This window comes from Mycolicibacterium sp. lyk4-40-TYG-92 (assembly GCF_030209435.1).
GTDB lineage: Bacteria > Actinomycetota > Actinomycetes > Mycobacteriales > Mycobacteriaceae > Mycobacterium.
On sequence record NZ_JARVRX010000001.1, the window covers coordinates 902,336 to 927,001 of the forward strand.

A 24,666-nucleotide genomic window follows, 5' to 3' on the forward strand; every position below is an offset into this window, starting at 1 on the left:
ACACGCCGACGTGATGTCGGGCACGTCAACAGAAAGAATCAGCGGTAGCCGTCGTGTTCCGAAGTCGCTTCGTTGAGCGACGCATCGGCATACCCGCGGCAGTAGTCCCACGTGACGTAGGCATCCGGTTCGGGATCGTAGGCCGGCTCGTGTGGACGGACGGTGCCGTCAACCAGCAGCTGCAGCAGGTTCGCCCGCAGCATGTCCCAGTCGTGGTAATGGTCCTGCTGACATTCGTCGCAACAGACGACGAGGCCGCGAATGCCTTTGTGCGCCAACAGGGTTTCGTACACTGCCAGATCGGCGAGATCGGCTTCGACGGCCATGCGTTCCTGCGGGTCCAGGGGTTGTCCGGGCTCCAGCGCGTCCAGAACGGCCGACGGGTCCATGGGATCGTCGGCGAACGGGTCGGGTGGCAAGCCCGGCGGCAGGTGGTCACGCACAGGTCCACCCTACTTATCACCCCCGACGATGCGCCAGCCGTTACCCCGGCGAGCCGCCACAGAGTGTGGTTCGGCGCACGAGGTCTGGGCCGATAGGATGGATTTTTAGATCCCTGTGTCTGCCCTGGAGGCCCCACCCATGTCGATCGCTGAAAGCAGCGTTCCCATCTCCGTTCCGGTGCCGACCGGCGGTGACGATCCGACCAAGGTCGCGATGCTCGGGCTGACCTTCGACGACGTTCTGCTATTGCCTGCGGCGTCCGACATCATCCCGGCGACCGCCGATACGTCCAGCCAGTTGACGCGCAACATCCGGCTGCGGGTGCCGCTGGTCAGCTCGGCCATGGACACCGTCACCGAGTCGCGGATGGCCATCGCGATGGCCCGTGCCGGCGGTATGGGCGTGCTGCACCGCAACCTGCCGCTCAGCGAGCAGGCCGCGCAGGTCGAGACCGTCAAGCGGTCCGAGGCCGGAATGGTCACCGACCCGGTCACCTGCTCGCCGAGCAACACCCTGGCCGAGGTCGACGCCATGTGCGCCCGATTCCGGATCTCCGGCCTGCCCGTCGTGGATACCTCGGGACAGCTCGTCGGCATCATCACCAACCGCGACATGCGCTTCGAGGTCGACCAGGACAAGGCCGTCGCAGAGGTGATGACCAAGGCGCCGCTGATCACCGCCCAGGAGGGCGTCTCGGCCGAGGCCGCGCTGGGCCTGCTGCGCCGGCACAAGATCGAGAAGCTGCCCATCGTCGACGGCCACGGCAAGCTCACCGGCCTGATCACCGTCAAGGACTTCGTCAAGACCGAGCAGTTCCCGCTGGCCACCAAGGACAGCGACGGCCGTCTCCTGGTCGGTGCCGCTGTCGGTGTCGGTGACGACGCCTGGACCCGCGCCATGACACTGGCCGACGCCGGTGTCGACGTGCTGATCGTCGACACCGCGCACGCCCACAACCGCGGCGTGCTGGACATGGTCGCGCGCCTCAAGAAGGCCGTCGGCGAGAAGATCGAGGTCGTGGGCGGAAACGTCGCCACCCGGTCCGCTGCCGCCGCGCTGTGCGAGGCCGGCGCGGACGCCGTCAAGGTGGGTGTCGGCCCCGGCTCCATCTGCACCACCCGCGTCATCGCCGGTGTCGGCGCCCCGCAGATCACCGCGATCCTCGAGGCGACCGCCGCGTGCCGTCCGTACGGCGTCCCGGTCATCGCCGACGGCGGCCTGCAGTACTCGGGCGACATCGCCAAGGCCCTCGCCGCCGGCGCCTCGACCGCCATGCTCGGTTCGCTGCTGGCCGGTACCGCGGAATCGCCGGGCGAGCTGATCTTCGTCAACGGCAAGCAGTTCAAGAGCTACCGCGGCATGGGTTCGCTCGGCGCCATGCAGGGCCGCGGGCAGGGCAAGTCCTACTCCAAGGACCGCTACTTCCAGGACGACGTGCTGTCCGAGGACAAGCTGGTGCCCGAGGGCATCGAAGGTCGGGTGCCGTTCCGCGGTCCGCTGTCCACGGTCATTCACCAGCTCACCGGCGGCCTGCGGGCGGCCATGGGCTACACCGGTTCGGCCACCATCGAGCAACTGCAGCAGGCGCAGTTCGTGCAGATCACGGCGGCGGGCTTGAAGGAAAGCCACCCGCACGACATCACGATGACAGTCGAAGCACCGAACTATTCCTCGCGCTAACTGACAGGGAAGTCAAGAACACACATGCGTGACATGGTCGAAATCGGCATGGGCCGGACCGCTCGTCGTACCTATGAACTCGACGACATCAACATCGTGCCGTCCCGGCGCACCCGCTCCAGCCAGGACGTTTCCACCGCCTGGCAGCTGGACGCCTACCGGTTCGAGATTCCGGTCCTGGCGCACCCGACGGACTCGTTGGTGTCGCCCGAGTTCGCCATCGAGATGGGCCGCCTCGGCGGCCTCGGGGTGCTCAACGGTGAGGGCCTGATCGGCCGGCACCGCGATGTCGAGGACAAGCTCGCCCAGGTGGTCGAGCTTGCGGCCAAGGAAGACGACCCGTCGGCCGCCGTCCGGCTGCTGCAGCAACTCCACGCGGCGCCGCTGGATCCGGAGCTGCTCGGTGCCGCCGTCGCGCGGGTCCGTGAAGCCGGCGTCACCACCGCGGTGCGTGTCAGCCCGCAGAACGCCCAGGCCCTGACGCCGACGCTGGTGGCGGCCGGGATCGACCTGCTGGTCATCCAGGGCACGATCATCTCGGCCGAGCGGGTGGCGCAGGACGGCGAGCCGCTCAACCTCAAGACCTTCATCTCCGAGCTGGACGTCCCGGTGGTGGCCGGCGGCGTGCTCGACCACCGCACCGCGCTGCACCTCATGCGTACCGGCGCGGCCGGCGTCATCGTCGGCTACGGCTCGACCTACGGCGCGACGACCAGCGACGAGGTCCTGGGCATCAGTGTGCCGATGGCCACCGCCATCGCCGACGCCGCCGCCGCGCGGCGCGAGTACCTCGACGAGACCGGTGGCCGCTACGTGCACGTGCTGGCCGACGGCGACATCCACACCTCGGGTGACCTGGCCAAGGCCATCGCCTGCGGCGCCGACGCGGTTCTGCTGGGTACCCCGTTGGCCGCGGCGGCCGAAGCGCCTGGTGACGGCTGGTTCTGGCCGGCTGCCGCGGCGCACCCGTCGCTGCCGCGTGGCGCGCTGCTGCAGGTGGCGCTGGGCGAGCGGCCGTCGCTCGAACGGGTGCTGGGCGGCCCGTCGGACGACCCCTTCGGTTCGGTCAACCTGGTCGGTGGCCTGCGCCGGTCGATGGCCAAGGCCGGGTACTGCGACCTCAAGGAGTTCCAGAAGGTAGGCCTCACCGTCGGTAGCTAGTACCGGCGGTAGCGAGTTAGGCTTACCTTTGTAGCTGGTTACCGAGCGGTAGGTCCATACTTCTGCCATGGAGCCTGACTACGACGTCTTGATCATCGGCTCGGGTTTCGGAGGCAGCGTCAGCGCCCTCCGGCTCACCGAGAAGGGGTACCGCGTTGGAGTGTTGGAAGCCGGCCCCCGGTATTCCGATGCCGACTTCGCAAAGACTTCATGGGACCTGCGAAAGTTCTTGTGGGCGCCCAAGTTCGGCATGTACGGCATCCAGCGGATCCACCTGCTGCGCAACGTGATGATCCTGGCCGGTGCGGGCGTCGGCGGTGGTTCGCTGAACTACGCCAACACCCTCTACATCCCGCCGGACCCGTTCTTCAACGACCCGCAGTGGAAGAACATCACCGACTGGCGCGCCGAACTGATGCCGCATTACGAGCAGGCGCAGCGCATGCTCGGTGTGGTCAAGAATCCGACGTTCACCGACGCGGACAAGATCATCAAAGAGGTCGCCGAGGACATGGGGTGCGCCGACACCTTCGTCGCGACGCCCGTCGGTGTGTTCTTCGGACCGGATGGTGAGAAGACCCCGGGCAAGACGGTGCCCGACCCGTACTTCGGCGGGGCCGGCCCGGCCCGCACCGGCTGCATCGAATGCGGTGAGTGCATGACGGGCTGCCGGCATGGCGCCAAGAACACCCTGGTGAAGAACTACCTCGGTCTGGCGGAAAAGGCTGGGGCACAAGTACATCCGCTGACCACGGTCACCAGCTTCGAGCAGCGCGGCGACGGGCTGTGGGAGGTGTCGACCCGACGCACCAACGGCCGGGTGCGGCGCGGCAAGCGGACCTTCACCGCCAAGTACCTCATCGTGGCGGCCGGTACGTACAACACGCAGAAGCTGTTGTTCAAGGTGCGCGACACCGGAAAGCTGACCAAGCTTTCGGACAAGCTCGGCGTGCTCACCCGTACCAACTCAGAGTCGATCGTGGGCGCGCAGACCCGCGAAGTGCCCACCGACATGGACCTGACGCACGGCGTGGCCATCACGTCGTCGATCCACCCGACGCCGGACACCCACATCGAGCCGGTGCGGTACGGCAAGGGCTCGAACGCCATGGGCATGCTGCAGACGCTCATGACCGACGGCGCCGGCCCGCAGGGCACCGACGTGCCGCGGTGGAAGCAGTTCCTGAACCAGGCCGGTGAGGACCCGCGTGAGCTGATCCGGTTGCTCAACCCCAAGCGGTGGAGTGAGCGCACCGTGATCGCGCTGGTGATGCAGCACCTCGACAACTCGATCACCACGTTCACCAAGCGTGGGCCCGGTGGCATCCGGATCATGTCGTCCAAGCAGGGCCACGGCGAGCCCAACCCGACCTGGATCCCGGTCGGCAACGAGGCGACCCGGCGGATGGCCGAGAAGGTCGGCGGCATCGCCGGCGGCACCTGGGGCGAGCTGTTCAACATCCCGCTGACCGCCCACTTCCTGGGTGGTGCGGCGATCGGTGACAGCGCCCGGACGGGCGTCATCGACCCCTACCACCGCGTCTACAACTACCCGACGCTGTTCGTCACGGACGGTGCCGCGATCTCGGCGAATCTCGGTGTGAATCCGTCACTTTCGATCGCGGCGCAGGCCGAGCGCGCGGCGTCGCTGTGGCCGAACAAGGGGCAGGACGACCTGCGTCCGGCCCAGGGTGAGCCCTACCGGCGGATCGAACCGGTCGCCCCGGACCGTCCCGTGGTCCCGGCTGACGCACCCGGCGCGCTGCGCCGGCTGCCGATCACCCCGGTTTAGGTCAGGCGGAGCTGAACCGCCGGTGCGTGGGCTCCCGGCCCGGCGGTTGCGGTGGCGGGGGCAGTAGCGACTGCCGCGGCTTGACGTCGACGACGGTCGGTTCGCGCGTACTCAGCGTGAGGTCGTCGCCGGCGTGCCTGATCACCAGGGTGGAGTCGGGGCCGTCGCGCAGGGTGTAGGTCACCTCGCGGTGCGTCGCATCGACCGTGATCCGAAATTCCCTCCACCGCAATCGAAATCGGAGCCGAGCCAGGCTGTCCGGCAGCTGCGGGTCGAGCGCCAGGACCCCTTCGTCATCGCGCAGGCCACCGAAACCGGCGACCAGGGCGATCCAGGCGCCGGCCAGTGACGCCATGTGCAGCCCGTCGCGGGTGTTGTGGTGCAGATCGCGGAGGTCGATCAGGGCCGCCTCGTAGGCATAGTCGTGCGCCAATTCCAGGTGACCGACCTCGGCGCACATCACCGCCTGGCTACACGCGGACAGCGACGAATCCCGGACCGTGCGCCGCTCGTAGTAGTCGACGTTGTGTGCCTTCTGTCGGGCGGTGAAGGCGTGGCCCTGCCACTGCATGGCCAGTACGAGGTCTGCCTGCTTGATCACCTGCGCCGGATACAGCCGTACGTACGGGTGGTGCATGAAGAGGGGATAGGCGGTGTCGGGCGTGAACTGCCATTCCGCGAAGGTCGTGAAGCCCTCGCACTGCGGATGCACGGCGAGTTCGTCGTCGTACGGGATGTGCGCGGCGGCAGCGGCATCGCGCCAGGCAGCGGTCTCCTCGTTGGTCACGCCCATGGCGTAGGCGTTGTCGGGGTGCCGCGTGCAGGCGTCCGCGGCGACGCGCAGGTTGTGTGCCGCCATCAGATTGGTGAAGACGTTGTCGCGCACCATCGCGGTGTACTCGTCGGGGCCGGTGACGCCGTCGAGATGCCAGACCCCGTGCCGGTCGTGGTGCCCCAACGACATCCACAACCGTGCCGTCTCCACCAGGACGGTCAGGCCGCAGTCGAGTTCCAGGGAGTCGTCCCCGGTGGCGTTGCGGTAGCGCTCGAACGCCATCGCGATGTCGGCGTTGACGTGCCATGCCGCGGTGCCGGCAGGCCAGTAGGCCGAGCACTCGGGGCCGGATATGGTGCGCCACGGGAAGCTCGCGCCGCGCAAACCCAGTTCGGCCGCACGGCTTTTCGCCATTTCCAGGGTAGAGGCGCGCCATCGCAGGGCATCGGCGACGGTATGCGGTTTGGTGTAGGTGAGTACCGGGAGGACGAAACCTTCGGTGTCCCAGAACGCGTGACCGTCGTAGCCGGTTCCGGTCAGCCCCTTGCCGGCGATACCGCGGCATTCCGCGCGGGCACTGGCCTGCAGCACGTGGAACAGCCCGAACCGCACGGCCTGCTGGCAGTCAGGGTCACCGTCGACCTCGACGTCGGCACTGTCCCAGAAGTCGTCGAGGTAGGTGCGCTGCAGGTCCAGCAGGCCCTGCCACCCGCTGTAGTGCGCGCCGGCGAGCGCACCGGCGACCTGGTCCCGCAGCGCGGGCCGCGACCGCAGGCTCGACCAGCCGTAGGCGAGATACTTCACGATGCGCAGTTGCTGGCCCGGTCGCAGCCCGCAGATCACGGTGGTGCGCGCCAGATCCGGGCGGGCGTCAGTGGCCACCTCGACACGGCCCGGGACCTCGATCTCGTGGTCCATCGCGGCGGCCATCATCAGGCCGCTGCGCTTGGTCTGGTGGATCAGCAGGCCGCTGTGTTGATTGTGTTCGTGGTGTATCGGCTGCAGTGGGTTGGCAAGGGCGGCCGCGACGCGGGGATCTGATGTGGTTTTCGGCTGATCCTCGTTGGCGACCAGCTCGGATTGCACTGTGACACGGGCGAATTCGCCGACGGCCTCGACGATGTATTCGATGGCCGCGACGCTGCGCTGGGCCAGTGAGACCAGCCGAGTCGACTTGACCTGCACCTGCTTTCCGGCCGGCGACCGCCAGTGCACGGTGCGGGAGAGGGTGCCGGCGCGCAGGTCCAGGATTCTCTCGTGGTCGATGAGTTCGCCGTAGCGGACGTCGAAGGGCTCGTCGTCCACCAGGAGGCGGATGATCTTGCCGTTGGTGACGTCGACGATGGTCTCGCCGCCCTGGGGATAGCCGAATCCGCTTTCGGCATACGGCAGGGGACGGGTCTCGTAGAACGAGTTGAGATAGGTGCCGGGCAGCCCGTGCGGTTCGCCCTCGTCAAGATTGCCGCGAAACCCGATGTGCCCGTTGGACAATGCGAACACGGACTCCGACTGCGCCAGCAGGTCGAGGTCCAGCTGCGTCTCGCGGACCTGCCATGGCTCGACGGGAAATGATTCCTGGGTGATCATCGTCGGCCTACAGCAGCTCGGCCAGGTCGTTGACGACGACGTCGGCGCCGCTGGCACGTAGCTGCGCGGCTTGATCGGCCCGGTCCACCCCGACGACGTACCCGAAGCGGCCGTTTCTGCCCGCCGCGACGCCGGCCAACGCGTCTTCGAAGACGGCAGCCGCCGCCGGTTCGACACCCAAGAGTTGTGCTGCCCGCAGGAACGAGTCCGGTGCCGGCTTGCCCGCGAGGTGCTCGTCGCGCAGGGTCAGCCCGTCGACCCGCTGCTGGACAAACCGAGACAGCCGCGTGGCGTCGAGCACCTGGCGGGTATTGGCGCTCGACGACACGACCGCGATGCCGAGTCCTGCTGCGGCCACGGCCTCCAGATATCGCCGGGAGCCGCTGAACGCCTCGACGCCGTCGTCGTGCAGCACCTTCTGGAACATCTCGTTCTTGCGGTTGCCCAGCCCGGCGACGGTCTCGGCGTCCGGCGGGTCGTCCGGGCCGCCGTCGGGGAGGTCGATGCCGCGGCTGCGCAGAAACGAGCGGACGCCGTCCTGGCGCGGCTTGCCGTCGACGTACCGCAGGTAGTCGTCGTGGCTGTCGAACGGGACGAATGGTTCGCCGTCACGGTCGGCGCGTTGCCGCAGGTAGTCGTCGAACATCGCCTTCCAGGCCTTCTTGTGCACGCTCGCGGTGTCGGTCAGGACGCCGTCGAGGTCGAACAGGCAGGCGTGCACAGCTTCGGGGAGACCCAGCATTGTTGCTCTTTCGATCGGGAGCGGTTCTGCTGTGTCCTTTCCCGCTTTTCGGCCCGGTTATTCGTCGGCGCTATGCCGCGCTGATCACGCGGCTCGGCGCTCCGTGCACGTCGACCGGGACGTCGCCGGTCAGCGTGACGCGGTGCATCAGCCGGTGCTGGCCGTCGTAGTCGTCGACGGCGCGGTGCTGGGTGGCACGGTTGTCCCACATCGCGACGTCGCCCGGCTGCCAGTCCCAGCGAACGGTGTTCTCCGCCATGGTGATTCGGCGTTGCAGCAGCTCGAGTAGCGCAGCTGACTCGTAGCTGTCCAGGCCGACGAAGCCGCGGACGAAATTGCCGGCCAGCAGGGTGCGTTCGCCGGTTTCGGGGTGGACCCGGACCACGGGGTGTTCGGTGCGGAAGTCGGGCTTCTGGAACGCCTCCATATAGCCCCGCTGCTCGTCACTCAGTTCCCGCGCGACGATGGCGACCTCTTTGATGTAGTCGAACCGGTTGGAGTGCACGGCCCGCAGGTTCTCGACCAGCGACTTCAAGGGCGCGGGCAGCGCGTCGTACGCCGCGGCGGTGGACGCCCAGAGCGTCGAGCCGCCGTAGGCGGGCAGGGTGACAGCCCGCAGGATCGACGCCGACGGATAGTCGGGGGCGAACGTGACGTCGGTGTGCCATTGATTGGCCTTGCCGTACTCGGAGTCGATCGGCGTGATGATCGGCGCACCGTCTCGCTTCATGGCATGGTGACCGACCAGTTCGCCCATGAGTCGGCCGAAGGCCTGCTGTTGGTCGTCATCGAGGTGGTCCTGGCCGCGGAAAAAGATGACCTTGTGCTCCAGTAGCGCGGCGCGGATCTCGGCGACGGTCTCGGGGGACAGGTCACCGCCCAGTCGCACGCCGTCGATGACGGCGCCGATCTTGCTGGTCAGTTTGGTGGCAGTGAGCATGACGTTCCTTTCAGCGAAAGCACTGTAGTCACTTGACTACAGCACGTGGACGCTAGTGTAGCCGCATGACTACGGGTGTGCCAGTGGGCCGGGACGAGGTTGTCGCGGCCGTCCTCGAGGCGGCAGCGGAGCTGTTCGCCGCCCGTGGTCCCGCGGCTACGTCGATCCGGGACATCGCCGCCAAGTCGAACGTCAACCACGGACTGGTGTTCCGGCACCTCGGCTCCAAGGACAAGCTGGTCGGAGCGGTCCTGGACCATCTGGGGCAACGGCTCAAGGAGCTGATCGACACCGCTGCGCCGGCCGACGTGATCGAGGCGGCGCTGGACCGGCAGCTCCGGGTGATCGCGCGGGCCGCGCTCGATGGGTACCCGGTCGGGGAGTTGCAGACGACATTTCCCAACATGGCGCGCCTGCTCGACGAATTCCTGCCGCGGTACGCCGACGAGCACCAGGCCCGGCTCGCGGTGGGCAACATCATCGCGCTGCAACTCGGCTGGCGACTGCTCGGGCCATTCCTGCGGCCGGCGCTGGGCCTCGGTGAGATGACCGACGACGACGTGCGCGCCGCCGTGGGCGCGGCGGCCGAGCGGCTGGCAGAGCCGCCGGCCGCCCACCACTAGACTGGGCGGGTGCAAACACCAGCTTCACAGCCCGTTCTGGTCATCGACTTCGGTGCGCAGTACGCGCAGCTGATCGCCCGCCGGGTCCGCGAGGCTCGCGTGTTCTCCGAGGTGCTGCCGCATACCGCGACGGTCGAGGACATCAAGGCCAAGAATCCGCAGGCCATCGTGCTGTCCGGCGGCCCGTCCAGCGTCTACGACGACGGCGCCCCGCAACTGGACGCCGCGATCTTCGATCTCGGCGTCCCGGTGTTCGGTATCTGCTATGGCTTCCAGGCCATGGCCCAGGCGCTCGGCGGCACCGTGGCGCACACCGGCACCAGTGAATATGGCCGGACCGAGCTGAAAGTCGCCGGCGGAGAACTGCATTCGGGCCTGCCGGCCACGCAGCCGGTGTGGATGAGCCACGGTGACGCGGTCACCGCGGCGCCCGCCGGCTTCGACGTCGTGGCCAGCAGCCCCGGTGCCCCGGTCGCCGCGTTCGAGGACCGGGCCCGCAAGCTGGCCGGCGTCCAGTACCACCCCGAGGTGATGCACTCTCCGCACGGCCAGCAGGTGCTCAGCCGCTTCCTGCACGACTTCGCCGGCATCGGCGCGACCTGGACCGCCGCCAACATCGCCGACCAGCTGGTCGAGCAGGTGCGCGAGCAGATCGGCGACGGCCAGGCCATCTGCGGCCTGTCCGGCGGCGTCGACTCGGCGGTGGCGGCGGCACTGGTGCAGCGCGCCATCGGCGACCGGCTGACCTGTGTGTTCGTCGACCACGGCCTGCTGCGCGCGGGTGAGCGCGAGCAGGTCGAACGTGACTTCGTCGCCGCGACCGGCGCCAAGCTCGTCACCGTCGACGAAGCCGACCGGTTCCTCGACGCCCTGTCCGGGGTGACCAACCCCGAAGGCAAGCGCAAGATCATCGGCCGCGAGTTCATCCGGGCCTTCGAGGGCGCGGTGCGCGACACCTTGGGATCGAGCGAGTCCGAGATCGAATACCTGGTGCAGGGCACGCTCTACCCGGACGTCGTCGAATCCGGCGGCGGCACGGGTACCGCCAACATCAAGAGCCACCACAACGTCGGCGGTCTGCCCGAGGACCTGAAGTTCAAACTCGTCGAGCCGTTGCGGCTGCTGTTCAAGGACGAGGTGCGTGCCGTCGGCCGCGAGCTCGGCCTGCCCGAGGAAATCGTTGGGCGCCAACCGTTCCCGGGGCCCGGCCTGGGTATCCGGATCGTCGGCGAGGTGACGGGCTCCCGGTTGGACACCCTGCGCCGCGCCGACTCGATCGCCCGCGAGGAGCTCACTGCGGCCGGCCAGGATCAGAGCATCTGGCAGTGCCCGGTGGTGCTGCTCGCCGACGTGCGCTCGGTCGGCGTGCAGGGCGACGGGCGGACCTACGGGCACCCGATCGTGCTGCGCCCGGTGTCCAGCGAGGACGCCATGACCGCCGACTGGACTCGCGTTCCTTACGAAGTGCTGGAACGCATTTCGACCCGGATCACCAACGAGGTACCCGAGGTCAACCGCGTGGTGCTGGACATCACCAGCAAGCCGCCGGGCACCATCGAGTGGGAGTGAGCTAGCGCGGCGGGTCGCCCCGCCACGCGAAGCTGTTGACGTACTGGCCCATGTCCAGGGCCAGTTGCAGGCCGACGGCGGACGGCTTCCCGGAGCCGAAGTCCGGACCGAAGCGGTGGTACGGACCCGCCGCCGCGGCGATCAGTGCTAAGTCGTTCTTGACGGCGACGAGCACCAGCAGCCGCATCCGGGTGTATTGGCGGCTCGCGCCCTGCGGATACCAGTCGGCGACGATGCCGTAGCCCGACTGGTATCCGACCATGGCGTTCGGAATCTCGTACGCGGTCTTGGCGTCCGGATAGGTCGACGAGACCAGTTGGGCCGCAATGTCTTTCGGCTTACGCCCGGTCGCGGGCCGGCTGAACAACTGCAGCATCCCGCCGTCACCGGCGAGCAGTTTCGCCAGCACGCCATGGTCGTCCTTGGTGACGTCGTATGCCGATCCGACTGCTGGGTAGGCGACGCTGAACGAGCCGTCGGGTGCGGTGAACCGGGGGTTGATGGTCACCGGTTGGCCCATGGGCGGATGGCCGCATTCCGGCGGGCACACGTACCGCACGGCCGGTTTCTCCAGCAGGCCGGACACCCCGACCAGGAGCGCGGCCACCACCACGGCGGCGAGGGCGAAGATCAGCGCCACCTGAACGCGTTTCGTGGTCCGGGTGGGCGGTGCCGAGTAAGCGGGGGCGTGCAGCGAATAGCCGGGCAGCAGGCCGACGGCCATGGTGTCGGCGGGTGCCGGGCGGTCGGTGCGCTGGCCATGCCGTGTGGCGCGTGGGGAGGCGCGGGTGGCGGCACCGCAGGCCGCGCAGAACGGCGCGTCGGGCACCACGTGGCCGCACTGGGTGCACAGCAGCGGCTCGTCCATGTTGTAGTCGTCGTGCGCCTCGTGCAGGAGTGCCAGGTGCAGCCCGACGCGCAACGCCAGCAGCGCGATCATGGTGAGCCCGAAGTACATTGCCAGTTGGACGAACTGGGGCAGCTGGACCGTATCGATCAGGCCGAGCAGGGCATAGACCACGGCGACGGCCACCGCGATCAGGGTCAGCGTCAGCCGGACATAGCCGCGATGTTGGTGTGCCTTGTTGGGCGGCCGGGTGAACCACAGCGCCGCACCGATCAGACCGCCGACGGTGGCCGCGATGATGGGGGTCGCCAAACCGCGGATGCCGGCTTCGACCAACAGGCCCTGCAATGGTCGATCCCGATTGACCATGCCCGTGCCGAACTGCGGGGCCAGCCGGGTCAGGGTTGCCGCCGCGGTGAAGTAGATGGCGGCATGGGCGCCGATGGCGTAGCCGTGCAAGGCTTCTCGATGGCCTGGCCGGACCAGGCGGATCACCAGCGTCGGCACCTGCATCAGCAGGAGCCCACCGAGCGTGACACCCACACCGGTGCGCAGCATGCGGGCGGCCGCGATGCCCGCGCCGAGCGGGATGCCGTAGGACCGGGCGGCCACCACTCCGGTGAGGAGTGCCCAGCCGACGCCGAGGGCGACGGCGAGGACGGCGGTCAGCCACAGGTTGCCGCGGGGTGCGTCCTTGTTGAATTCGGATTCCCGCAGATAGATCCCGAAGATGACGGGCAGCCCGAGGACGGCGACCGCGACCAGTGCGCCGGGCAGGCGGAGCATCGCGGTTGCGACCAGTGCGAGCACCAGGGCGATGAGCCCGAGCATGAACGACGTGCGCGACCGCGGGGACAGGTGGGGGAACAGGGAACTGGTGATCGACAGCCGAAGCAGATGCTGGCCGGGGGCGGCGCTGAACGATCGCGCCCGCAACCAGTGTGGTCCGTCGCGGCGGTGTTCGCTGAGCGGTGCGCCGCACAGCCCGCAGTACTCGCCGGCCGGGACGTCCAGCTGGCAGACCTCGCACTCCATCATCGGCCGGTCTTCGAGCTGGGTGGTCATTGCGTCACCTTCTGCAGCAACAACAGGTTTTCTGCCAGGTTCTCCACGTTCGGGGTGCCGAGACCGCTGACCAGGTCGTAGCCCGGCCCAGCGGTGTCGACGGCGTTGCCGCCCAGGGTGATATCGCGGAATGCCGGTCGTGGGGCGCCGGTGGCGATCCGGTACAGCAGCGGGTTGAGCGCGCCGATCGGACGTCCGCCGTTGGCGGTCAGGTACTGCGTCATGACGGCGGTCAGCCCGGCCCAGATCGGCGCGGACTGCGAGGTGCCGCCACCGACGACCACCTCTTTGTCCACCACGATCCGCACGCCGGTGTACGGATCGGCGACCGCCGAGATGTCCGGCGTCAGGCGCTTGCCGGCGCTGCGTTTCGGGTCGACCTGGGTCGCCGCGGCCGCCTGCCAGCGGGGCTGGTCGAACAGGGCGGAAACGCCGCCGCCGGTGCCCTGAGACAGCGGGACGTTGAACCAGGCCTGTTCGTCCACCCACCTGCCGTCGGCATCGGTGGACAGGGTGCTACCGCCGACATTGGTCATCTCCGGCAGCGACGCCACTGAATCCAGCCCGATGTCGCTCGGGCCGGGCGGGGAATCCCAGTCGTCACCGCCCTTGCATTCCAGTCCGGCGAGGTCGCCGCTGGCGTCAAAAGCTGTGGTGCCGTGCGCTTCTGCGGCGGCCAACGCGGACCGGACGGGTGCGAGGTCGGCCGCGGTGGTCAGTTTGTCGCAGCCCCAGCCGATCGACAGGCTCCAGACCGCGCCGGGGAAATCGCGGTCGGTCTTCTCGAACATCTCGCCGATCTTCAGATACGCACCGTCGCCGGTGACCGTGGGACGGGCGTTGACCACGACCAGTCGGGCGTCGGGGGCGATGGCATGGATCACCTCGAGGTCCATGGTGGTCTCGCCCCGCTCGTCACCGGGCTGCCCGCCGACCAGGATCGGGGTGAATTTGGGCAGGCCGAAGGTGGTGGAGAACTGGTCCAGGTCGGCTTGGTCGTAGCCGTTGAAGGCGAAGACCACCACCGTGGTGCCCTTGCCGGTGTAGCCGGCGGCGCCCAACTTGTCGGCGTGGTAGGCGCTGAGGAGGTGGCTCGGCGTCAGACCGCGTTCCGGGGCGCTCAGCGGCGGGTCCGGCGGTGTCGAATTGTGGTGCGGGGTATAGCTGAGGATCCGGCCCAATTCGCTGACGGTGCCGTGCAACTCGGTGGGAATCCGGGGTTGTTGCGGTGCGGCGTAGAACTCCTGCCCCCGCCGGCTTCGGTAGTCGTGTACCTCGACGCCGAAGGCCGCGCCCATGCGATCTGGCTCGCCCTCGACGACGGCCCAGTTGTCGCCCGGCCGCCAGCGCACCGAAAGCCGTTGCAGCTCAGCCCAGTTGATCAGCGCATCGGGCCGGTAGTCGTCATCGAGGGCGGCGGTGAGCTGGACGCGCTGCGGATGCGCGAGTCCGAGGTCGGTCGACGACGCCAGTAACGACGCGAAGGGGCCGTCGATGGTGCCCGACGGTTGTGCTGGCGCCGTGGTCGGCCGGCCCGGGGTGGGCAGGTTGAAGACCAGAACCGAGGTGGCGATGAGGGCCAGAGCCATCAGCCATCGCTTTGACGGTGTCCGGTTCGGCGATGGCATGTAGCAACGGTAGCGCCAAACCGGATCCTGTTGAGCCCTTGGATTACCGGGGTCGGTTGTCAGTTGCGGTGGGTGCCCGGTGTGGCGGTGGGCGCCGGGTTGGCGGTGATCGACGGGGTGAACAGGTTGCCGCCGTTCGGGCTGAGCGACTTCTCGGTCGGGGTGACCGCCGATGTGGTCGTGGTCGTCGTCGTGGTGGTCGATGACGGTGTCTCAGGGGTCTTCTTCTCTTCACCGCAGCCGGCGGTGAGGCCGATCATCGCGATGAGTGCGGCGCCGCCGGCAGCGGCGGTGAGGCGGTGGGCCAGACGATTCGAACGCATGATGCATGCCCTTCCACTAGCGCAGCGGTCCGCCAAGCCCCGAGCGGGATTCCAGACCTATTCCAGTTATGAGCGTACAGGTCAGCGCGCTGTGACGGCGGCGTTGGGGGGCGTCGGCGGCTTGACCCTGTCGGTGGGTGGGTGTTTACTCACGATATCGAACAAATATTCGAATATGGGGAGTGTCTGATGGTGCGGGAGGTGTTGTTGTGGCGGCTGTGACCAGTCTGGCGGATAGTCGGATTGACCGTGCTGACCAGCTGGAACAGCTCCGGCGCAAGATCGCCGAGATGTCCGGGCCGGCAGGTTTGCGCGGCCGGGACCGAGGGCGGCCGGAACCGGCCCCGAGCGCTGCGGAAAGTTTGCTGGAATCCCCGGATTCCCAGTCTGAGCTGCTGCCTGACATGTTGCCCCGCGGCACGGTCGCGGTGCTCTCTGGAGCCCGCTCGCTGCCGTTGCGCATGGTGGCTGCGGTGACGGCGTCCGGTGGGTACGCGGCCATCGTCGGTCAGCCCAGGGTCGGGCTGCTGGCCGCGGTGGAGATGGGGGCCGACCTGGAACGCATCGCGCTGATCCCGGATCCGGGCCCGGATCCGGTGGAGGTGGCCGCGGTGCTCATGGACGGGCTCGACTTGGTGCTGCTCGGTCTGGGCGGCAAGTCTGTTCCGGCCGGCCGGGCACGGGTGGTGGCGTCTCGGGCCCGGCAGCGCGAGTGCACCCTGCTGGTCACCGATGGCGACTGGCCCGGGGCGACGGCCCGGTTGGAGGCCCGGGTCCGTGGGTACGAGGTGGTCGGCGCGGGTGCCGGGGACCCGGTGCCGGGGTGCGGACGGATCGGCCGGGTGCGGCTGGACACGCGGGCCCGGGGCCGCTCGATGCGCCCGCTGCGAGCGGTGGGTGGCTGAGATGTCCCGGGTCCTGGCCATCTGGTGCATGGACTGGCCCGCGGTGGCGGCGGCAGTGGCGGCCGGAATTCCGGTGACCGAGCCGGTCGCGGTCACCCTGGCGAACCGGGTGGCGGCCTGTTCGGCGTCGGCCCGGGCGGCGGGGGTGCGTAGGGGGTTGCGGCGCAGGGAGGCGCAGGCCCGCTGCGCCCAATTGCACGTAGCCACAGCCGATCCGGCGCGGGACGCCCGGCACTTCGAGGGAGTGACGGCCGCGGTCGACGAGGTCGTGCCGCGCGCGGAGGTCCTGCGGCCGGGGCTGCTGGTGTTGCCGGTGCGTGGAGCGGCCCGCTATTTCGGGTCGGAGCAGACCGCGGCCGAGCGATTGGTCGACGCGGTGGGCGCGGCCGGGGTCGAATGCCAGGTGGGCATTGCCGACCAGTTGCCCACCGCGGTCTTCGCGGCCCGGGCGGGACGCATCCTCGCGCCAGGTGAGGATGCGCAATTTCTCGCCGCATTGTCCATCCGGCAGTTGGCCACGGAACCGAGCCTGTCCGGCGAGGGCCGGGAAGAGCTGGCGGATTTGTTGTGGCGCATGGGTATTCGAACCATCGGGCAGTTCGCCGCGCTGTCCCGGTCCGACGTGGCATCCCGGTTCGGGACGGATGCCGTGGTCGCGCACCGGTTTTCGCGGGGTGAACCGGCGCGCCGCCCGGCGGGGCCGGAGACGCCGGCGGACCTCGATGCCGTGATGGACTGCGACCCGCCGATCGACCGGGTCGACGCGGCGGCGTTCGCCGGGCGGTCGCTGGCGGGCCAGTTGCACCGCAGCCTGGAGTCTGCCGGAGTGGGATGCACCCGGTTGGCCATCGACGCGGTGACCGCCAACGGGGAAGAATTGCAACGTGTCTGGCGGTGCGCCGAGCCGCTGACCGAGGACGCCACCGCGGACCGGGTGCGCTGGCAGCTGGACGGTTGGTTGACCAGGCGGGGACTGGGCGGGGCCGGACCCACCGGACCCATCACGGTGTTGCGGTTGCATCCGGTCGAGGTGGTCTCTGCCGCCGCGCTGCAGTTGCCGTTGTGGGGATCGTCCGGAGATGACGACCGGATGCGGGCCCGGCGGGCGCTGGTGCGGGTCCAGGGTCTGCTCGGGCCGGAGGCGGTACAGGTGCCGGTGCTCAGTGGTGGGCGCGGGCCGGCCGAGCGCATCACGCTCACCCCGCTGGGGGATGAGGTGGTGCCGCGTCGCGACCCCACCCAGCCGTGGCCGGGGCGGCTGCCGGAGCCGGCTCCGGTGGTCCTGCTGGATGACCCGGTGGAACTTGTTGACGTACGCGGTGATTCGGTTCGAGTGACGGACCGGGGCATGTTCTCCACCGATCCCGTGGGGCTGACGGGTTCGGGGTATCGCGGGGTGTTGCGCTGGTGGGCGGGGCCGTGGCCGGTCGACGAACGCTGGTGGGATCCGGAGCGGGGGAAGGGCCGCACGGCACGGGCCCAGGTGCTGCTCGGAGGTGAGGGGGAGAGCCGTGCGCTGCTGCTGTGCTACCGGCAGCGGCGGTGGTATGTGGAGGGGGTTTATGAGTAATTAGTTTGTCTGGGCGGCTGACGCTGCGCCCAGTTTGACGTGTTCATGCGCGGTGCCTTTCGGCGCCGGATCGGAATTCGTGGGTGATGGTGCCGATGCCATGGATGGTCAGTTCGATCCTGTCTCCCATTTGAGGAAGATGATCGGACTCGATGCCCGAGCATCCCGGCAAGGTCCCGGTGCCGAAAAGCTCTCCGGGGTAGAGCTGTTCGCTCTTGGACGCGTGGGCTAGGGCTTCGCCGAGTGAGTACCGCATGCCCCTCGTGGAGCTTCGCGTCACGGTGACACCGTTGATCTTGACTTCGGCTTCCAGGGCGCATGGGTCGATGTCCGGTGTCGCGGCGACCACGGTATCGGACATGGAGTTGGCGAAGTGTTTGGCTTTCTGTGGTCCGAAACCGCTACGCATCTCGGCGATTTGGACGTCGCGGGCCGACAGGTCATTCAAAACGACGTAGCCGCTGATCGCCGCGGCCGCTTCGGCCGGCGTGGCGTTGCGGAGCGGGCGGCCGATGACGAACCCGAGTTCGAGCTCATAGTCGAGGTCGTGGGCGTAAGCCGGTGTGGTGACCGGTGTTCCGCTGGGCACGAACGTCAGTGCGTTACTCATGTAGTAGATCGGCTGCTCGAACCACAGTCGGTTCGGTTTGAACATCGGAAACGTCGACCCGGTGATGCGCTCGTACGCCGCGGTGACGCGGTAGCGGCCGGGCAGATATCGGCGTGCCATCGCGCGGGACGCATCGATGACGTGTTGTTCGTAGAGCATGAAGTCGCGGAACGATATGGGAGCGAACGGCAATCGCGCATCGGTCGTGAGGCCGTCCGCCGCCGCGTCACGCCACTCGGGAACTGGTGGAAGCCCGAAGGGTAATTGAGCATCCGTCCATTGGTGCCAGCCATTGTCCGACTGCACCTCGACGACGACGGCACCGTCGGACTGCCGTCGTCGCATGGCCTGTACTCGGGTTTCGTCGATCATGTGGTCTGTGCTCCTTTCAACACCATGTCGATCCGTGCGGCGAGCCCGTGCGTGACCTCATGGTGAGTAACCAGACGCCGGAAATGCATTGGCGCGATGATGGTTTCGATGATGAGTGCCGCATCTGCGGTCGTAGGCAGCTCGTTGCGGTCGATGCCGCGCGTGATGATCGCCTTGGCAACCTGGAATCGCTCGGTCCAGAATCGCGTTCGGGCATCAGCGATGTCGGGCGAGTCCGCGCTGACGGAGCTGGCCGCGCGGGTCAACGCGTATCCACGCGGCGACTCCAGATATCTCGCCAGTGACGTGGCGAATTCGATCAGATCCCGGCGCAGGTTGCCGGTGTCCGGGACGGGAATAGCGGCTTCGCTGCTGGCCAGCAGCGCGTCGGCGATGACGTTCTCCCAGGTGCCCCAACGGCGATAGATCGACGACGGCGCCACCCCGGCGTGAGCAGCCAGCTCGGGAAGGCTCGATGAAGTGACGCCGGTTTCCAGCAGCTCGAGCGCCGCTTCGAGGACGGCCGTGCGGATGCGCGCGGAGCGGCCACCGGGTCGGCGTGAGACCTCATTCCGTTCCTCCATGTCGTCAGTGTAACGCAAAGATAATTGCGTTAGTAGGAATTGTCTGCCTACTATCGGCGCACTGCCACACGCCGACCGGAGGCTCCTCATGTCACGCATCGCCAAGAATCTGATCGTCAGCCTCTGTGCGCTGACCGGAACAACCGAACAAGCCGCGCGACGGTTCGGCGTCGGCTACTTCCTGCCGGAACTGACCGTCGACCGGTTCGCGAACATGGGCGGAATCGACAAGCGGCTCTTCGCAATCCAGCTGCAGGAATGTCGTTCGTTCGACGACGAAGCGTGGGCGGACTACTGGCGGCGGTTCGCTGTCGAGCACCTCGATACCGCCGCACCCGCGCTGGAACGGTTGGGTGGTCCCGCCCCGGGTGAGTTGCTCGCGCCGGCGGACGACGGACTCATCGCCCGGCTCGGCGCTGTGCTGGCGCCGGCGGTGGACGTGTTCGCCGAGCGCGCCCCGGAAACCGTCGGGCAGTTGGTTACGTCGTTCATCGCCGACAACCCGGACCACGTTGATGCCGCCATTGCCATCGACGAACTGGTCAAAGCCATGACCTACTTGTTCGTCGCGTCATGGCCGGGCTGGACGCCGAGCCGACTGCAGGCCTATGCCCAGTCGCAATGCCTGTTCGAAGCCCTGATCCGCGCGCTGGCTCCGGCTATGGGTATCGACGTCGAGGTCGTCACACTGCACGTCGAGGGTGAGGCCATCAAGGGCTACGCAGCGTTCCCGGCGGGGAGTGAACCCACTGCCGCGGTCCTGATCACCAATGGCCTGGAGGGCGCCAGCCAGGAGGTTGCCATCCCGATCCTGAAGTACCGCCACAACGGCATGGCGGTCGTCACGATGGAAATGCCCGGCACCTACGCCTACCGCAAGCCGCTCTCGCCTGAGTCTGAAAACCTCTACGCGGCAATGCTTGATCACATCGCCGCACACCCTCGCGTGGACGCCGACAGGATCGGCATGGTCGGCGTCAGCTTCGGCGCGCATTGGTCGGCGCGAATGGCTGCGCGTGACAAACGAATCAAGGCGGTGGTCTGCAATGGAGGCCTCTACCACCGCAGCTTCACGCCGGCGTCCACCTTCGGTAAGCCCGCGATCATCCTGGAAACTCTGCGCAACACCACCGGCGCAACCAGCCTGATCGACTTGGGCCGGCGACTGCATGCGCTGTCTCTGAAGGCTCGCTATCCAGACATCACGGTGCCGCTGCTCGTCATCAACGGTGACACCGACACCCTTGTCTCGACGCGAGACTCCGTCGACCTCGCCGACGCCGTGCCGAACGGCGAACTGATCCTGTACCCGAATGACGATCACTGTGCCATGGGGCACTACAGCGAATGGCTCGCCACCAGCGTCGATTGGCTCCAAAAGCACCTCGATTGAAAGGCCGGCGTGCTGTCTTCCAGATATTAGTTGTGCACAATTGAATTGTGGGCTACAGTACTTCACGTGGACGCACTCGCCTTGGACCGCCAGCTCTGCTTCGCCTTGTACTCGGCGTCGCGGGCGATGACGGCGGCCTATCGGCCGATCCTGTCCGAGCTGAACCTCACCTACCCGCAGTACCTGGTGCTGCTGGTGCTGTGGGAAGAGGATCGGGTCACGGTCGGGCGGCTGGGTGAGCGGCTGCAGTTGGATTCGGGAACCCTCTCACCGCTGTTGAAACGGCTGGAGGCCAATGGATTCATCCGTCGTGAACGGTCGCAGCAGGACGAGCGTCAGGTCGAGGTGAGCCTCACCCCGGCCGGCCGCAAGCTCGAAGCCGGTGCCCAGTGCATTCCCGAGCAACTGGGCGCCCGCAGCGGCATCACCGAGCAGGAAGCCGCGGACCTGCGCGATGCGATCCGCCGATTGACCGAAGCGCTCACCGCATCGCAGTGATTTACCGACGCATCCCGCGTCACCGTGCACCAACCACCACAAGGAGATCGACATGAAGACGCTCTACACCGCCGAAGCCCTGGCCACCGGCGAAGGTCGCGACGGCCACGGCCGCACCTCGGACGGCAAGCTCGACCTGGACCTGGCCATCCCGAAGGAGATGGGTGGCAGTGGCAACGGCACCAACCCCGAGCAACTGTTCGCCATCGGCTACGCGGCCTGCTACCACTCGGCGCTGCGGCTGGTCGCCCGTGAAGCCAAGGCGGACGTCACTGATTCGTCTGTGGGGGCACGGGTTTCGCTCGGGCAGCTGGACAACGGTGGGTTCGGCCTGGCGGTCGAGCTCGAGATCACCCTGCCCAACCTGGACCACGACGCCGCGCAGGAACTGGCCGACAAGGCCCACCAGGTGTGCCCGTACTCCAATGCCACTCGCGGCAACATCGACGTCAAGATCACCGTCACCGACGACTGAACTTCCGTCGGCGTCATAGCTTGGAGGCGAACGCCCCGACCCGGTCGATGAACCGATCGAAGAACGCCACCGGGTCCACCTCGACGCCGATGTGGGCATTGGGCTGGCGTCCCCAATGCCCGCGCCAGTCGGCCACCGTCATGCCGCGCGTCAGCGTGCCCAGCAGTTCCACATCGACCGTCGCCTGCTGGTACCGGACGATGTCGGGGTCCAGGGCGACCGCCGCTGCGAGCGGATCGTGCAGGTGCGCCAGGTATCCCTCGCCCTGGTCGAAATGGAACTCGAAGTAGAACCGCATGGCGTCTTCCAGCACCCGGATCAGCGGGTTGGACGACGACGACCGCGTCCCGCGATCGTCCAGCACGCTCATCGGCGATGACGGGCCGCCCGCTGCGGTCGCGAGCCGGCTCAGCAGCGACGGCGTCATCGCGATGTTCTCGGTCAGGTTGAGCCCCAGCACAATTGGCAGATGCTTGGGGTCCTCCAGGCCCCACGCTGCACCCCAGACCGAGAACACCTCGGCCGCGGCCTCCGGGTCCACGCTGATGTTCCATTCGGACACCGGCGTGGTGTTGCCCCGGTAGTCGAAGGCGCCGCCCATGATCACCAGCCGGCGCAGCAGCCGGGGGAGCGACGGCTCCCGCCGCAGCGCCAGTGCGAAGTTGGTCAGCGGACCGGTGACCAGACCGATCAACTCGCCGGGGTATTCACGTGCGGCCTGAATCCAGGCCTCGGCGGCGTCGTACTGGGTCAGCACGCCGCCGGTCTCCGACTCGGCACTCGGCTCGGGCAGTTCTGCATAACCCAGCCCCTGCGGGCCATGGGTGTCCTCGGCGGTCCGCAACGGTGCGACCAGCGGGACGCTCGCGCCCCGCGACACCGGGATGGGGCCCGCCCCGCACAACTGCAGCAACCCCAGATTGTTGACGCACACCTGGTCGACCGGGACGTTGCCCGCGGTCGACGCGATGCCGACCAGCTCGGCGTCGGCGCTGGCCAACAGGTAGGCCAGCGCCATCGCATCGTCCACGCCGGTGTCGACGTCAGCAAAAACCGGCTGCACCCTGGCCCGGCCGGCGGGAAGTAGGCCCCCTGTCATGTCGCCAACCCTAAGGGGCCGCGCGGTAACGGGCATTCCGATCGCCGGCTCTGGGCCTGTTATCTATATCGCGCCGTCGGGGAATGCGATGACCGACACAAAACGTATCGGTAGCCGGATCAGCCGGGTCGGCCCGTGGACGCCCTCACCGTCGAACTGCAACGAGTCACCGGGCTCGAGCCGATACTCGGAACGGCCATGGCCGTAGTCCATGACGCCGTCGAGCATGTAGATGAATTCAGTCCCGGGATGCTGGAACAGCGGGTAGACCTCGCTGTCCTCATTGAGCGTCACCATCAGACATTCCAGGCGTTTGTGCTCGCCGCGCAGCCCGCCCAGCAGTTCGTACTCGTGGCCGGCCTGTGAGCCACTGCGGACGATCGGGGTGCCCTTGCCGGCTTTGACGAACGACGCCGGCCGCTCGGTGTCCGCACCGCGGAACAGATACGTCACCGGTACGTCGAAACCTTTGGACAGCAGCGCGAGGGTGCTCAATGAGCAGGATGTCTGTGCGTTCTCGACCTTGGAGAGCATGGCCTTGGAGATGCCGATACGGGCCGCCATCTCGCCGACGGACAGACCCGAATTCTGGCGCAGCTGACGAACATTGCGCGCGATGGCCACCTCGAGCTCGAGTTCTTCGACCTTGTCTTCGGGCCGGCGGTTACGGGTGGTGCCCGCATTGCGAAGTAGCGTTTCGTCGTTCTCCACCTGTCAACCGTAACGCATCAACGTCCACTGCCAGTAGACGACGCGCGTTGGAATCCGCCCCCGCCGACCGGATCTCGATGAGCTGCTGCAGGCTGTCGGCCAGCGCAATCGAGCCGGCTTCAGCATCGGCGTCCTCGACCGCTTCGGATGGGGCATGGGAGACGCCGGTTGGGTTGCGCACGAACAACATTGCGGTGCTGACGTGGTCCTTCAACACACCGGCGTCGTGGCCGGCTCCGGTTCCCAGTACGGGGGCGTCATCGAGGGTGGTGCTCAGGCGGTCCCGCAGTTGTGAATCGAAATCAACTGTGGCGCTGAATGATTCCTCTGTCATGGTGACACTGCAACCTTCGCCCGCGGCGGCGGTGTTGGCCGCCTCCGCGATCTCGTGCACCAAGAACTTGGTCACCGTGTCTTCCGGGTGGCGTACGTCGAGCCAGAGGTCGACGCGTGAGGCGATGACGTTGGTACCACCGGGCACCGGGACGATCCTGCCGACCGTGGCGCGCGCACCGCTGATGGCCCGCGCCTGTGTTTGGACGGCGGTGATCAGCCGAGCGGCGGCCACCATGGGGTCGGCGCGGTCCGTCATGAGCGTGGTGCCGGCGTGGTTGCCTTCGCCGGTGAAGGACAGCCGCCAGCGACCATGGCCGAGGATGGACGAGGCGACGGCCACCGGTCTACCCAGATCGACCAGACCGCGGCCCTGTTCGACGTGGAGTTCGACGAACGTGCCGATCCGTCCGAGCGTCTCGGGGTCGGGTCCCAGATGCGCCGGATCGATTCCGGCGCAACGACTTGCCTCGGCGAACGTGGTGCCTTCGTTGTCGGTGAGTGACCGGGCCCGGTCCGGGTCGATCGCTCCGGTCAGCAGCCGCGAGCCCAGGCATGCGACCCCGAACCGGGAGCCCTCCTCCTCGGGGAACACTGCGATGGCCCGGCACCCACCGACGCCGCGGGCGGCCAACAGATCGAAGGCGACCAATGCCGACGCCACCCCGAGTGGCCCGTCGTAGGCGCCGCCGCCAGGGACAGAGTCCAGGTGGCTGCCGGTGACGACGGCATCGTCACCGACTCCACCCGACCAGGCCCAGATGATGCCGTTGCGGTCGGTCTGGACGTCCAGGCCGCGCTTAGCCGCGTGCGCGACGAACCACGACCGCAGATCGAGTTCGGCCGTGGAATAGACGGGCCGGGTGTAGCCGCCGCGCTGGGTGTCGGCGCCGGTGCCGGCGATCTCGGCAAGCAATGAGGTGACGGTGTCGGGCATGAA

Annotated in this window: 22 protein-coding genes; 10 read left to right on the top strand and 12 right to left on the bottom strand. The window is 67.9% G+C overall.

All coding sequences use genetic code 11. The features are described from left to right. Positions 1-38: 38 nt before the first annotated feature. The gene (locus QRN63_RS04480; RefSeq protein ID WP_020102483.1) at positions 39-443 is read right to left on the bottom strand and encodes a DUF5319 domain-containing protein; all 405 of its coding nucleotides are present in this window, start codon (positions 441-443) and stop codon (positions 39-41) included. A gap of 139 nt (positions 444-582) precedes the next feature. Here QRN63_RS04480 and guaB point away from each other — a divergent pair, with 139 nt between their 5' ends. From guaB to QRN63_RS04495, 3 genes are all read left to right on the top strand, one after another. Next, the gene (guaB, locus tag QRN63_RS04485; protein ID WP_133427623.1) at positions 583-2,124 is read left to right on the top strand and encodes an IMP dehydrogenase; all 1,542 of its coding nucleotides are present in this window, start codon (positions 583-585) and stop codon (positions 2,122-2,124) included. Positions 2,125-2,157: 33 nt separating this feature from the next. Continuing rightward, the gene (locus QRN63_RS04490; protein ID WP_267318548.1) at positions 2,158-3,285 is read left to right on the top strand and encodes a GuaB3 family IMP dehydrogenase-related protein; all 1,128 of its coding nucleotides are present in this window, start codon (positions 2,158-2,160) and stop codon (positions 3,283-3,285) included. Positions 3,286-3,352: 67 nt separating this feature from the next. Then, complete coding sequence (locus QRN63_RS04495; RefSeq protein WP_285029611.1) at positions 3,353-5,077, top strand: GMC family oxidoreductase; 1,725 nt, start codon at positions 3,353-3,355, stop codon at positions 5,075-5,077. A 1-nt stretch (position 5,078) separates the two neighbouring features. Here the strand turns inward: QRN63_RS04495 and QRN63_RS04500 are convergent, their stop codons facing one another. The 3 genes from QRN63_RS04500 to QRN63_RS04510 all read right to left on the bottom strand — a co-directional run bounded on the left by QRN63_RS04500 (position 5,079) and on the right by QRN63_RS04510 (position 9,121). Next, positions 5,079-7,439, bottom strand: a complete 2,361-nt coding sequence (locus QRN63_RS04500; protein ID WP_285029612.1) for a glycoside hydrolase family 65 protein — start codon at positions 7,437-7,439, stop codon at positions 5,079-5,081. Between the two features lie 7 nt (positions 7,440-7,446). Further along, positions 7,447-8,181, bottom strand: a complete 735-nt coding sequence (locus QRN63_RS04505) for a beta-phosphoglucomutase family hydrolase (protein WP_285029613.1) — start codon at positions 8,179-8,181, stop codon at positions 7,447-7,449. A gap of 70 nt (positions 8,182-8,251) precedes the next feature. Next, complete coding sequence (locus tag QRN63_RS04510) at positions 8,252-9,121, bottom strand: TauD/TfdA dioxygenase family protein (protein ID WP_267318403.1); 870 nt, start codon at positions 9,119-9,121, stop codon at positions 8,252-8,254. Between the two features lie 65 nt (positions 9,122-9,186). Here QRN63_RS04510 and QRN63_RS04515 point away from each other — a divergent pair, with 65 nt between their 5' ends. After that, positions 9,187-9,744, top strand: coding sequence for a TetR/AcrR family transcriptional regulator (locus QRN63_RS04515; protein ID WP_267318402.1), 558 nt, complete (start codon positions 9,187-9,189; stop codon positions 9,742-9,744). A gap of 9 nt (positions 9,745-9,753) precedes the next feature. Then, the gene (gene guaA, locus QRN63_RS04520) at positions 9,754-11,313 is read left to right on the top strand and encodes a glutamine-hydrolyzing GMP synthase (RefSeq protein ID WP_267318401.1); all 1,560 of its coding nucleotides are present in this window, start codon (positions 9,754-9,756) and stop codon (positions 11,311-11,313) included. A 1-nt stretch (position 11,314) separates the two neighbouring features. Here the strand turns inward: guaA and QRN63_RS04525 are convergent, their stop codons facing one another. Genes QRN63_RS04525 through QRN63_RS04535 form a run of 3 tightly spaced genes read right to left on the bottom strand, consistent with a single transcriptional unit; the run spans position 11,315 to position 15,176 of the window. After that, the gene (locus tag QRN63_RS04525) at positions 11,315-13,225 is read right to left on the bottom strand and encodes a GumC domain-containing protein (protein ID WP_285029614.1); all 1,911 of its coding nucleotides are present in this window, start codon (positions 13,223-13,225) and stop codon (positions 11,315-11,317) included. Then, positions 13,222-14,853: a S53 family peptidase gene (locus tag QRN63_RS04530; protein ID WP_267318399.1), complete on the bottom strand. Its 1,632-nt coding sequence runs from the start codon at positions 14,851-14,853 to the stop codon at positions 13,222-13,224. Before QRN63_RS04530 ends, QRN63_RS04525 begins: the two co-directional genes overlap by 4 nt. 59 nt (positions 14,854-14,912) lie before the next feature. Then, positions 14,913-15,176: a hypothetical protein gene (locus QRN63_RS04535; protein WP_267318398.1), complete on the bottom strand. Its 264-nt coding sequence runs from the start codon at positions 15,174-15,176 to the stop codon at positions 14,913-14,915. Positions 15,177-15,385: 209 nt separating this feature from the next. On the opposite strand from QRN63_RS04535, the gene imuA' reads away from it, so the two are divergent. Next, complete coding sequence (gene imuA' / locus QRN63_RS04540; RefSeq protein ID WP_267318397.1) at positions 15,386-16,081, top strand: DnaE2-dependent mutagenesis accessory factor ImuA'; 696 nt, start codon at positions 15,386-15,388, stop codon at positions 16,079-16,081. Between the two features lies 1 nt (position 16,082). Then, positions 16,083-17,651, top strand: coding sequence for a DNA polymerase Y family protein (locus QRN63_RS04545; protein ID WP_285029699.1), 1,569 nt, complete (start codon positions 16,083-16,085; stop codon positions 17,649-17,651). A gap of 43 nt (positions 17,652-17,694) precedes the next feature. Here QRN63_RS04545 and QRN63_RS04550 read toward each other — a convergent pair whose 3' ends face one another. Together QRN63_RS04550 and QRN63_RS04555 are read right to left on the bottom strand one after the other, a co-directional pair. Continuing rightward, positions 17,695-18,633, bottom strand: coding sequence for a fumarylacetoacetate hydrolase family protein (locus QRN63_RS04550; protein WP_267318396.1), 939 nt, complete (start codon positions 18,631-18,633; stop codon positions 17,695-17,697). Further along, complete coding sequence (locus QRN63_RS04555) at positions 18,630-19,217, bottom strand: TetR/AcrR family transcriptional regulator (protein WP_267318395.1); 588 nt, start codon at positions 19,215-19,217, stop codon at positions 18,630-18,632. The genes QRN63_RS04550 and QRN63_RS04555 overlap by 4 nt, the downstream gene beginning before the upstream one ends. Before the next feature lie 88 nt (positions 19,218-19,305). Here QRN63_RS04555 and QRN63_RS04560 point away from each other — a divergent pair, with 88 nt between their 5' ends. From QRN63_RS04560 to QRN63_RS04570, 3 genes are all read left to right on the top strand, one after another. After that, positions 19,306-20,610: an alpha/beta hydrolase family protein gene (locus QRN63_RS04560; protein ID WP_285029615.1), complete on the top strand. Its 1,305-nt coding sequence runs from the start codon at positions 19,306-19,308 to the stop codon at positions 20,608-20,610. 66 nt (positions 20,611-20,676) lie between these two features. After that, entirely contained in the window at positions 20,677-21,108 is a 432-nt protein-coding gene (locus QRN63_RS04565) for a MarR family winged helix-turn-helix transcriptional regulator (RefSeq protein ID WP_285029616.1), read from the top strand. A gap of 52 nt (positions 21,109-21,160) precedes the next feature. Next, complete coding sequence (locus tag QRN63_RS04570; protein WP_133427590.1) at positions 21,161-21,583, top strand: organic hydroperoxide resistance protein; 423 nt, start codon at positions 21,161-21,163, stop codon at positions 21,581-21,583. 13 nt (positions 21,584-21,596) lie between these two features. On the opposite strand, the gene QRN63_RS04575 is transcribed toward QRN63_RS04570, so the two are convergent. From QRN63_RS04575 to QRN63_RS04585, 3 genes are all read right to left on the bottom strand, one after another. Then, positions 21,597-22,682 carry a nucleoside hydrolase gene (locus tag QRN63_RS04575; RefSeq protein WP_285029617.1) on the bottom strand — a complete coding sequence of 362 codons (1,086 nt, stop codon included), beginning with the start codon at positions 22,680-22,682 and terminating at the stop codon, positions 21,597-21,599. Between the two features lie 63 nt (positions 22,683-22,745). Next, positions 22,746-23,393 (bottom strand): helix-turn-helix domain-containing protein, encoded by a 648-nt coding sequence (locus QRN63_RS04580; RefSeq protein ID WP_267318392.1) that lies wholly within the window; start codon positions 23,391-23,393, stop codon positions 22,746-22,748. After that, positions 23,347-24,663, bottom strand: a complete 1,317-nt coding sequence (locus QRN63_RS04585) for an allantoate amidohydrolase (RefSeq protein WP_285029618.1) — start codon at positions 24,661-24,663, stop codon at positions 23,347-23,349. Before QRN63_RS04585 ends, QRN63_RS04580 begins: the two co-directional genes overlap by 47 nt. Positions 24,664-24,666 lie beyond the last annotated feature (3 nt).

Excerpts from the sequence above, each read along its gene's own strand:
- guaB (WP_133427623.1), top strand. The coding sequence starts at position 583 with ATGTCGATCGCTGAAAGCAGCGTTCCCATCTCCGTTCCGGTGCCGACC.
- QRN63_RS04490 (WP_267318548.1), top strand. The coding sequence starts at position 2,158 with ATGGTCGAAATCGGCATGGGCCGGACCGCTCGTCGTACCTATGAACTC.
- QRN63_RS04495 (WP_285029611.1), top strand. The coding sequence starts at position 3,353 with ATGGAGCCTGACTACGACGTCTTGATCATCGGCTCGGGTTTCGGAGGC.
- QRN63_RS04500 (WP_285029612.1), bottom strand. The coding sequence starts at position 7,439 with ATGATCACCCAGGAATCATTTCCCGTCGAGCCATGGCAGGTCCGCGAG.
- QRN63_RS04505 (WP_285029613.1), bottom strand. The coding sequence starts at position 8,181 with ATGCTGGGTCTCCCCGAAGCTGTGCACGCCTGCCTGTTCGACCTCGAC.
- QRN63_RS04510 (WP_267318403.1), bottom strand. The coding sequence starts at position 9,121 with ATGCTCACTGCCACCAAACTGACCAGCAAGATCGGCGCCGTCATCGAC.
- QRN63_RS04515 (WP_267318402.1), top strand. The coding sequence starts at position 9,187 with ATGACTACGGGTGTGCCAGTGGGCCGGGACGAGGTTGTCGCGGCCGTC.
- QRN63_RS04525 (WP_285029614.1), bottom strand. The coding sequence starts at position 13,225 with ATGACCACCCAGCTCGAAGACCGGCCGATGATGGAGTGCGAGGTCTGC.
- QRN63_RS04530 (WP_267318399.1), bottom strand. The coding sequence starts at position 14,853 with ATGCCATCGCCGAACCGGACACCGTCAAAGCGATGGCTGATGGCTCTG.
- QRN63_RS04535 (WP_267318398.1), bottom strand. The coding sequence starts at position 15,176 with ATGCGTTCGAATCGTCTGGCCCACCGCCTCACCGCCGCTGCCGGCGGC.
- QRN63_RS04545 (WP_285029699.1), top strand. The coding sequence starts at position 16,083 with ATGTCCCGGGTCCTGGCCATCTGGTGCATGGACTGGCCCGCGGTGGCG.
- QRN63_RS04550 (WP_267318396.1), bottom strand. The coding sequence starts at position 18,633 with ATGATCGACGAAACCCGAGTACAGGCCATGCGACGACGGCAGTCCGAC.
- QRN63_RS04555 (WP_267318395.1), bottom strand. The coding sequence starts at position 19,217 with ATGGAGGAACGGAATGAGGTCTCACGCCGACCCGGTGGCCGCTCCGCG.
- QRN63_RS04560 (WP_285029615.1), top strand. The coding sequence starts at position 19,306 with ATGTCACGCATCGCCAAGAATCTGATCGTCAGCCTCTGTGCGCTGACC.
- QRN63_RS04570 (WP_133427590.1), top strand. The coding sequence starts at position 21,161 with ATGAAGACGCTCTACACCGCCGAAGCCCTGGCCACCGGCGAAGGTCGC.
- QRN63_RS04575 (WP_285029617.1), bottom strand. The coding sequence starts at position 22,682 with ATGACAGGGGGCCTACTTCCCGCCGGCCGGGCCAGGGTGCAGCCGGTT.
- QRN63_RS04585 (WP_285029618.1), bottom strand. The coding sequence starts at position 24,663 with ATGCCCGACACCGTCACCTCATTGCTTGCCGAGATCGCCGGCACCGGC.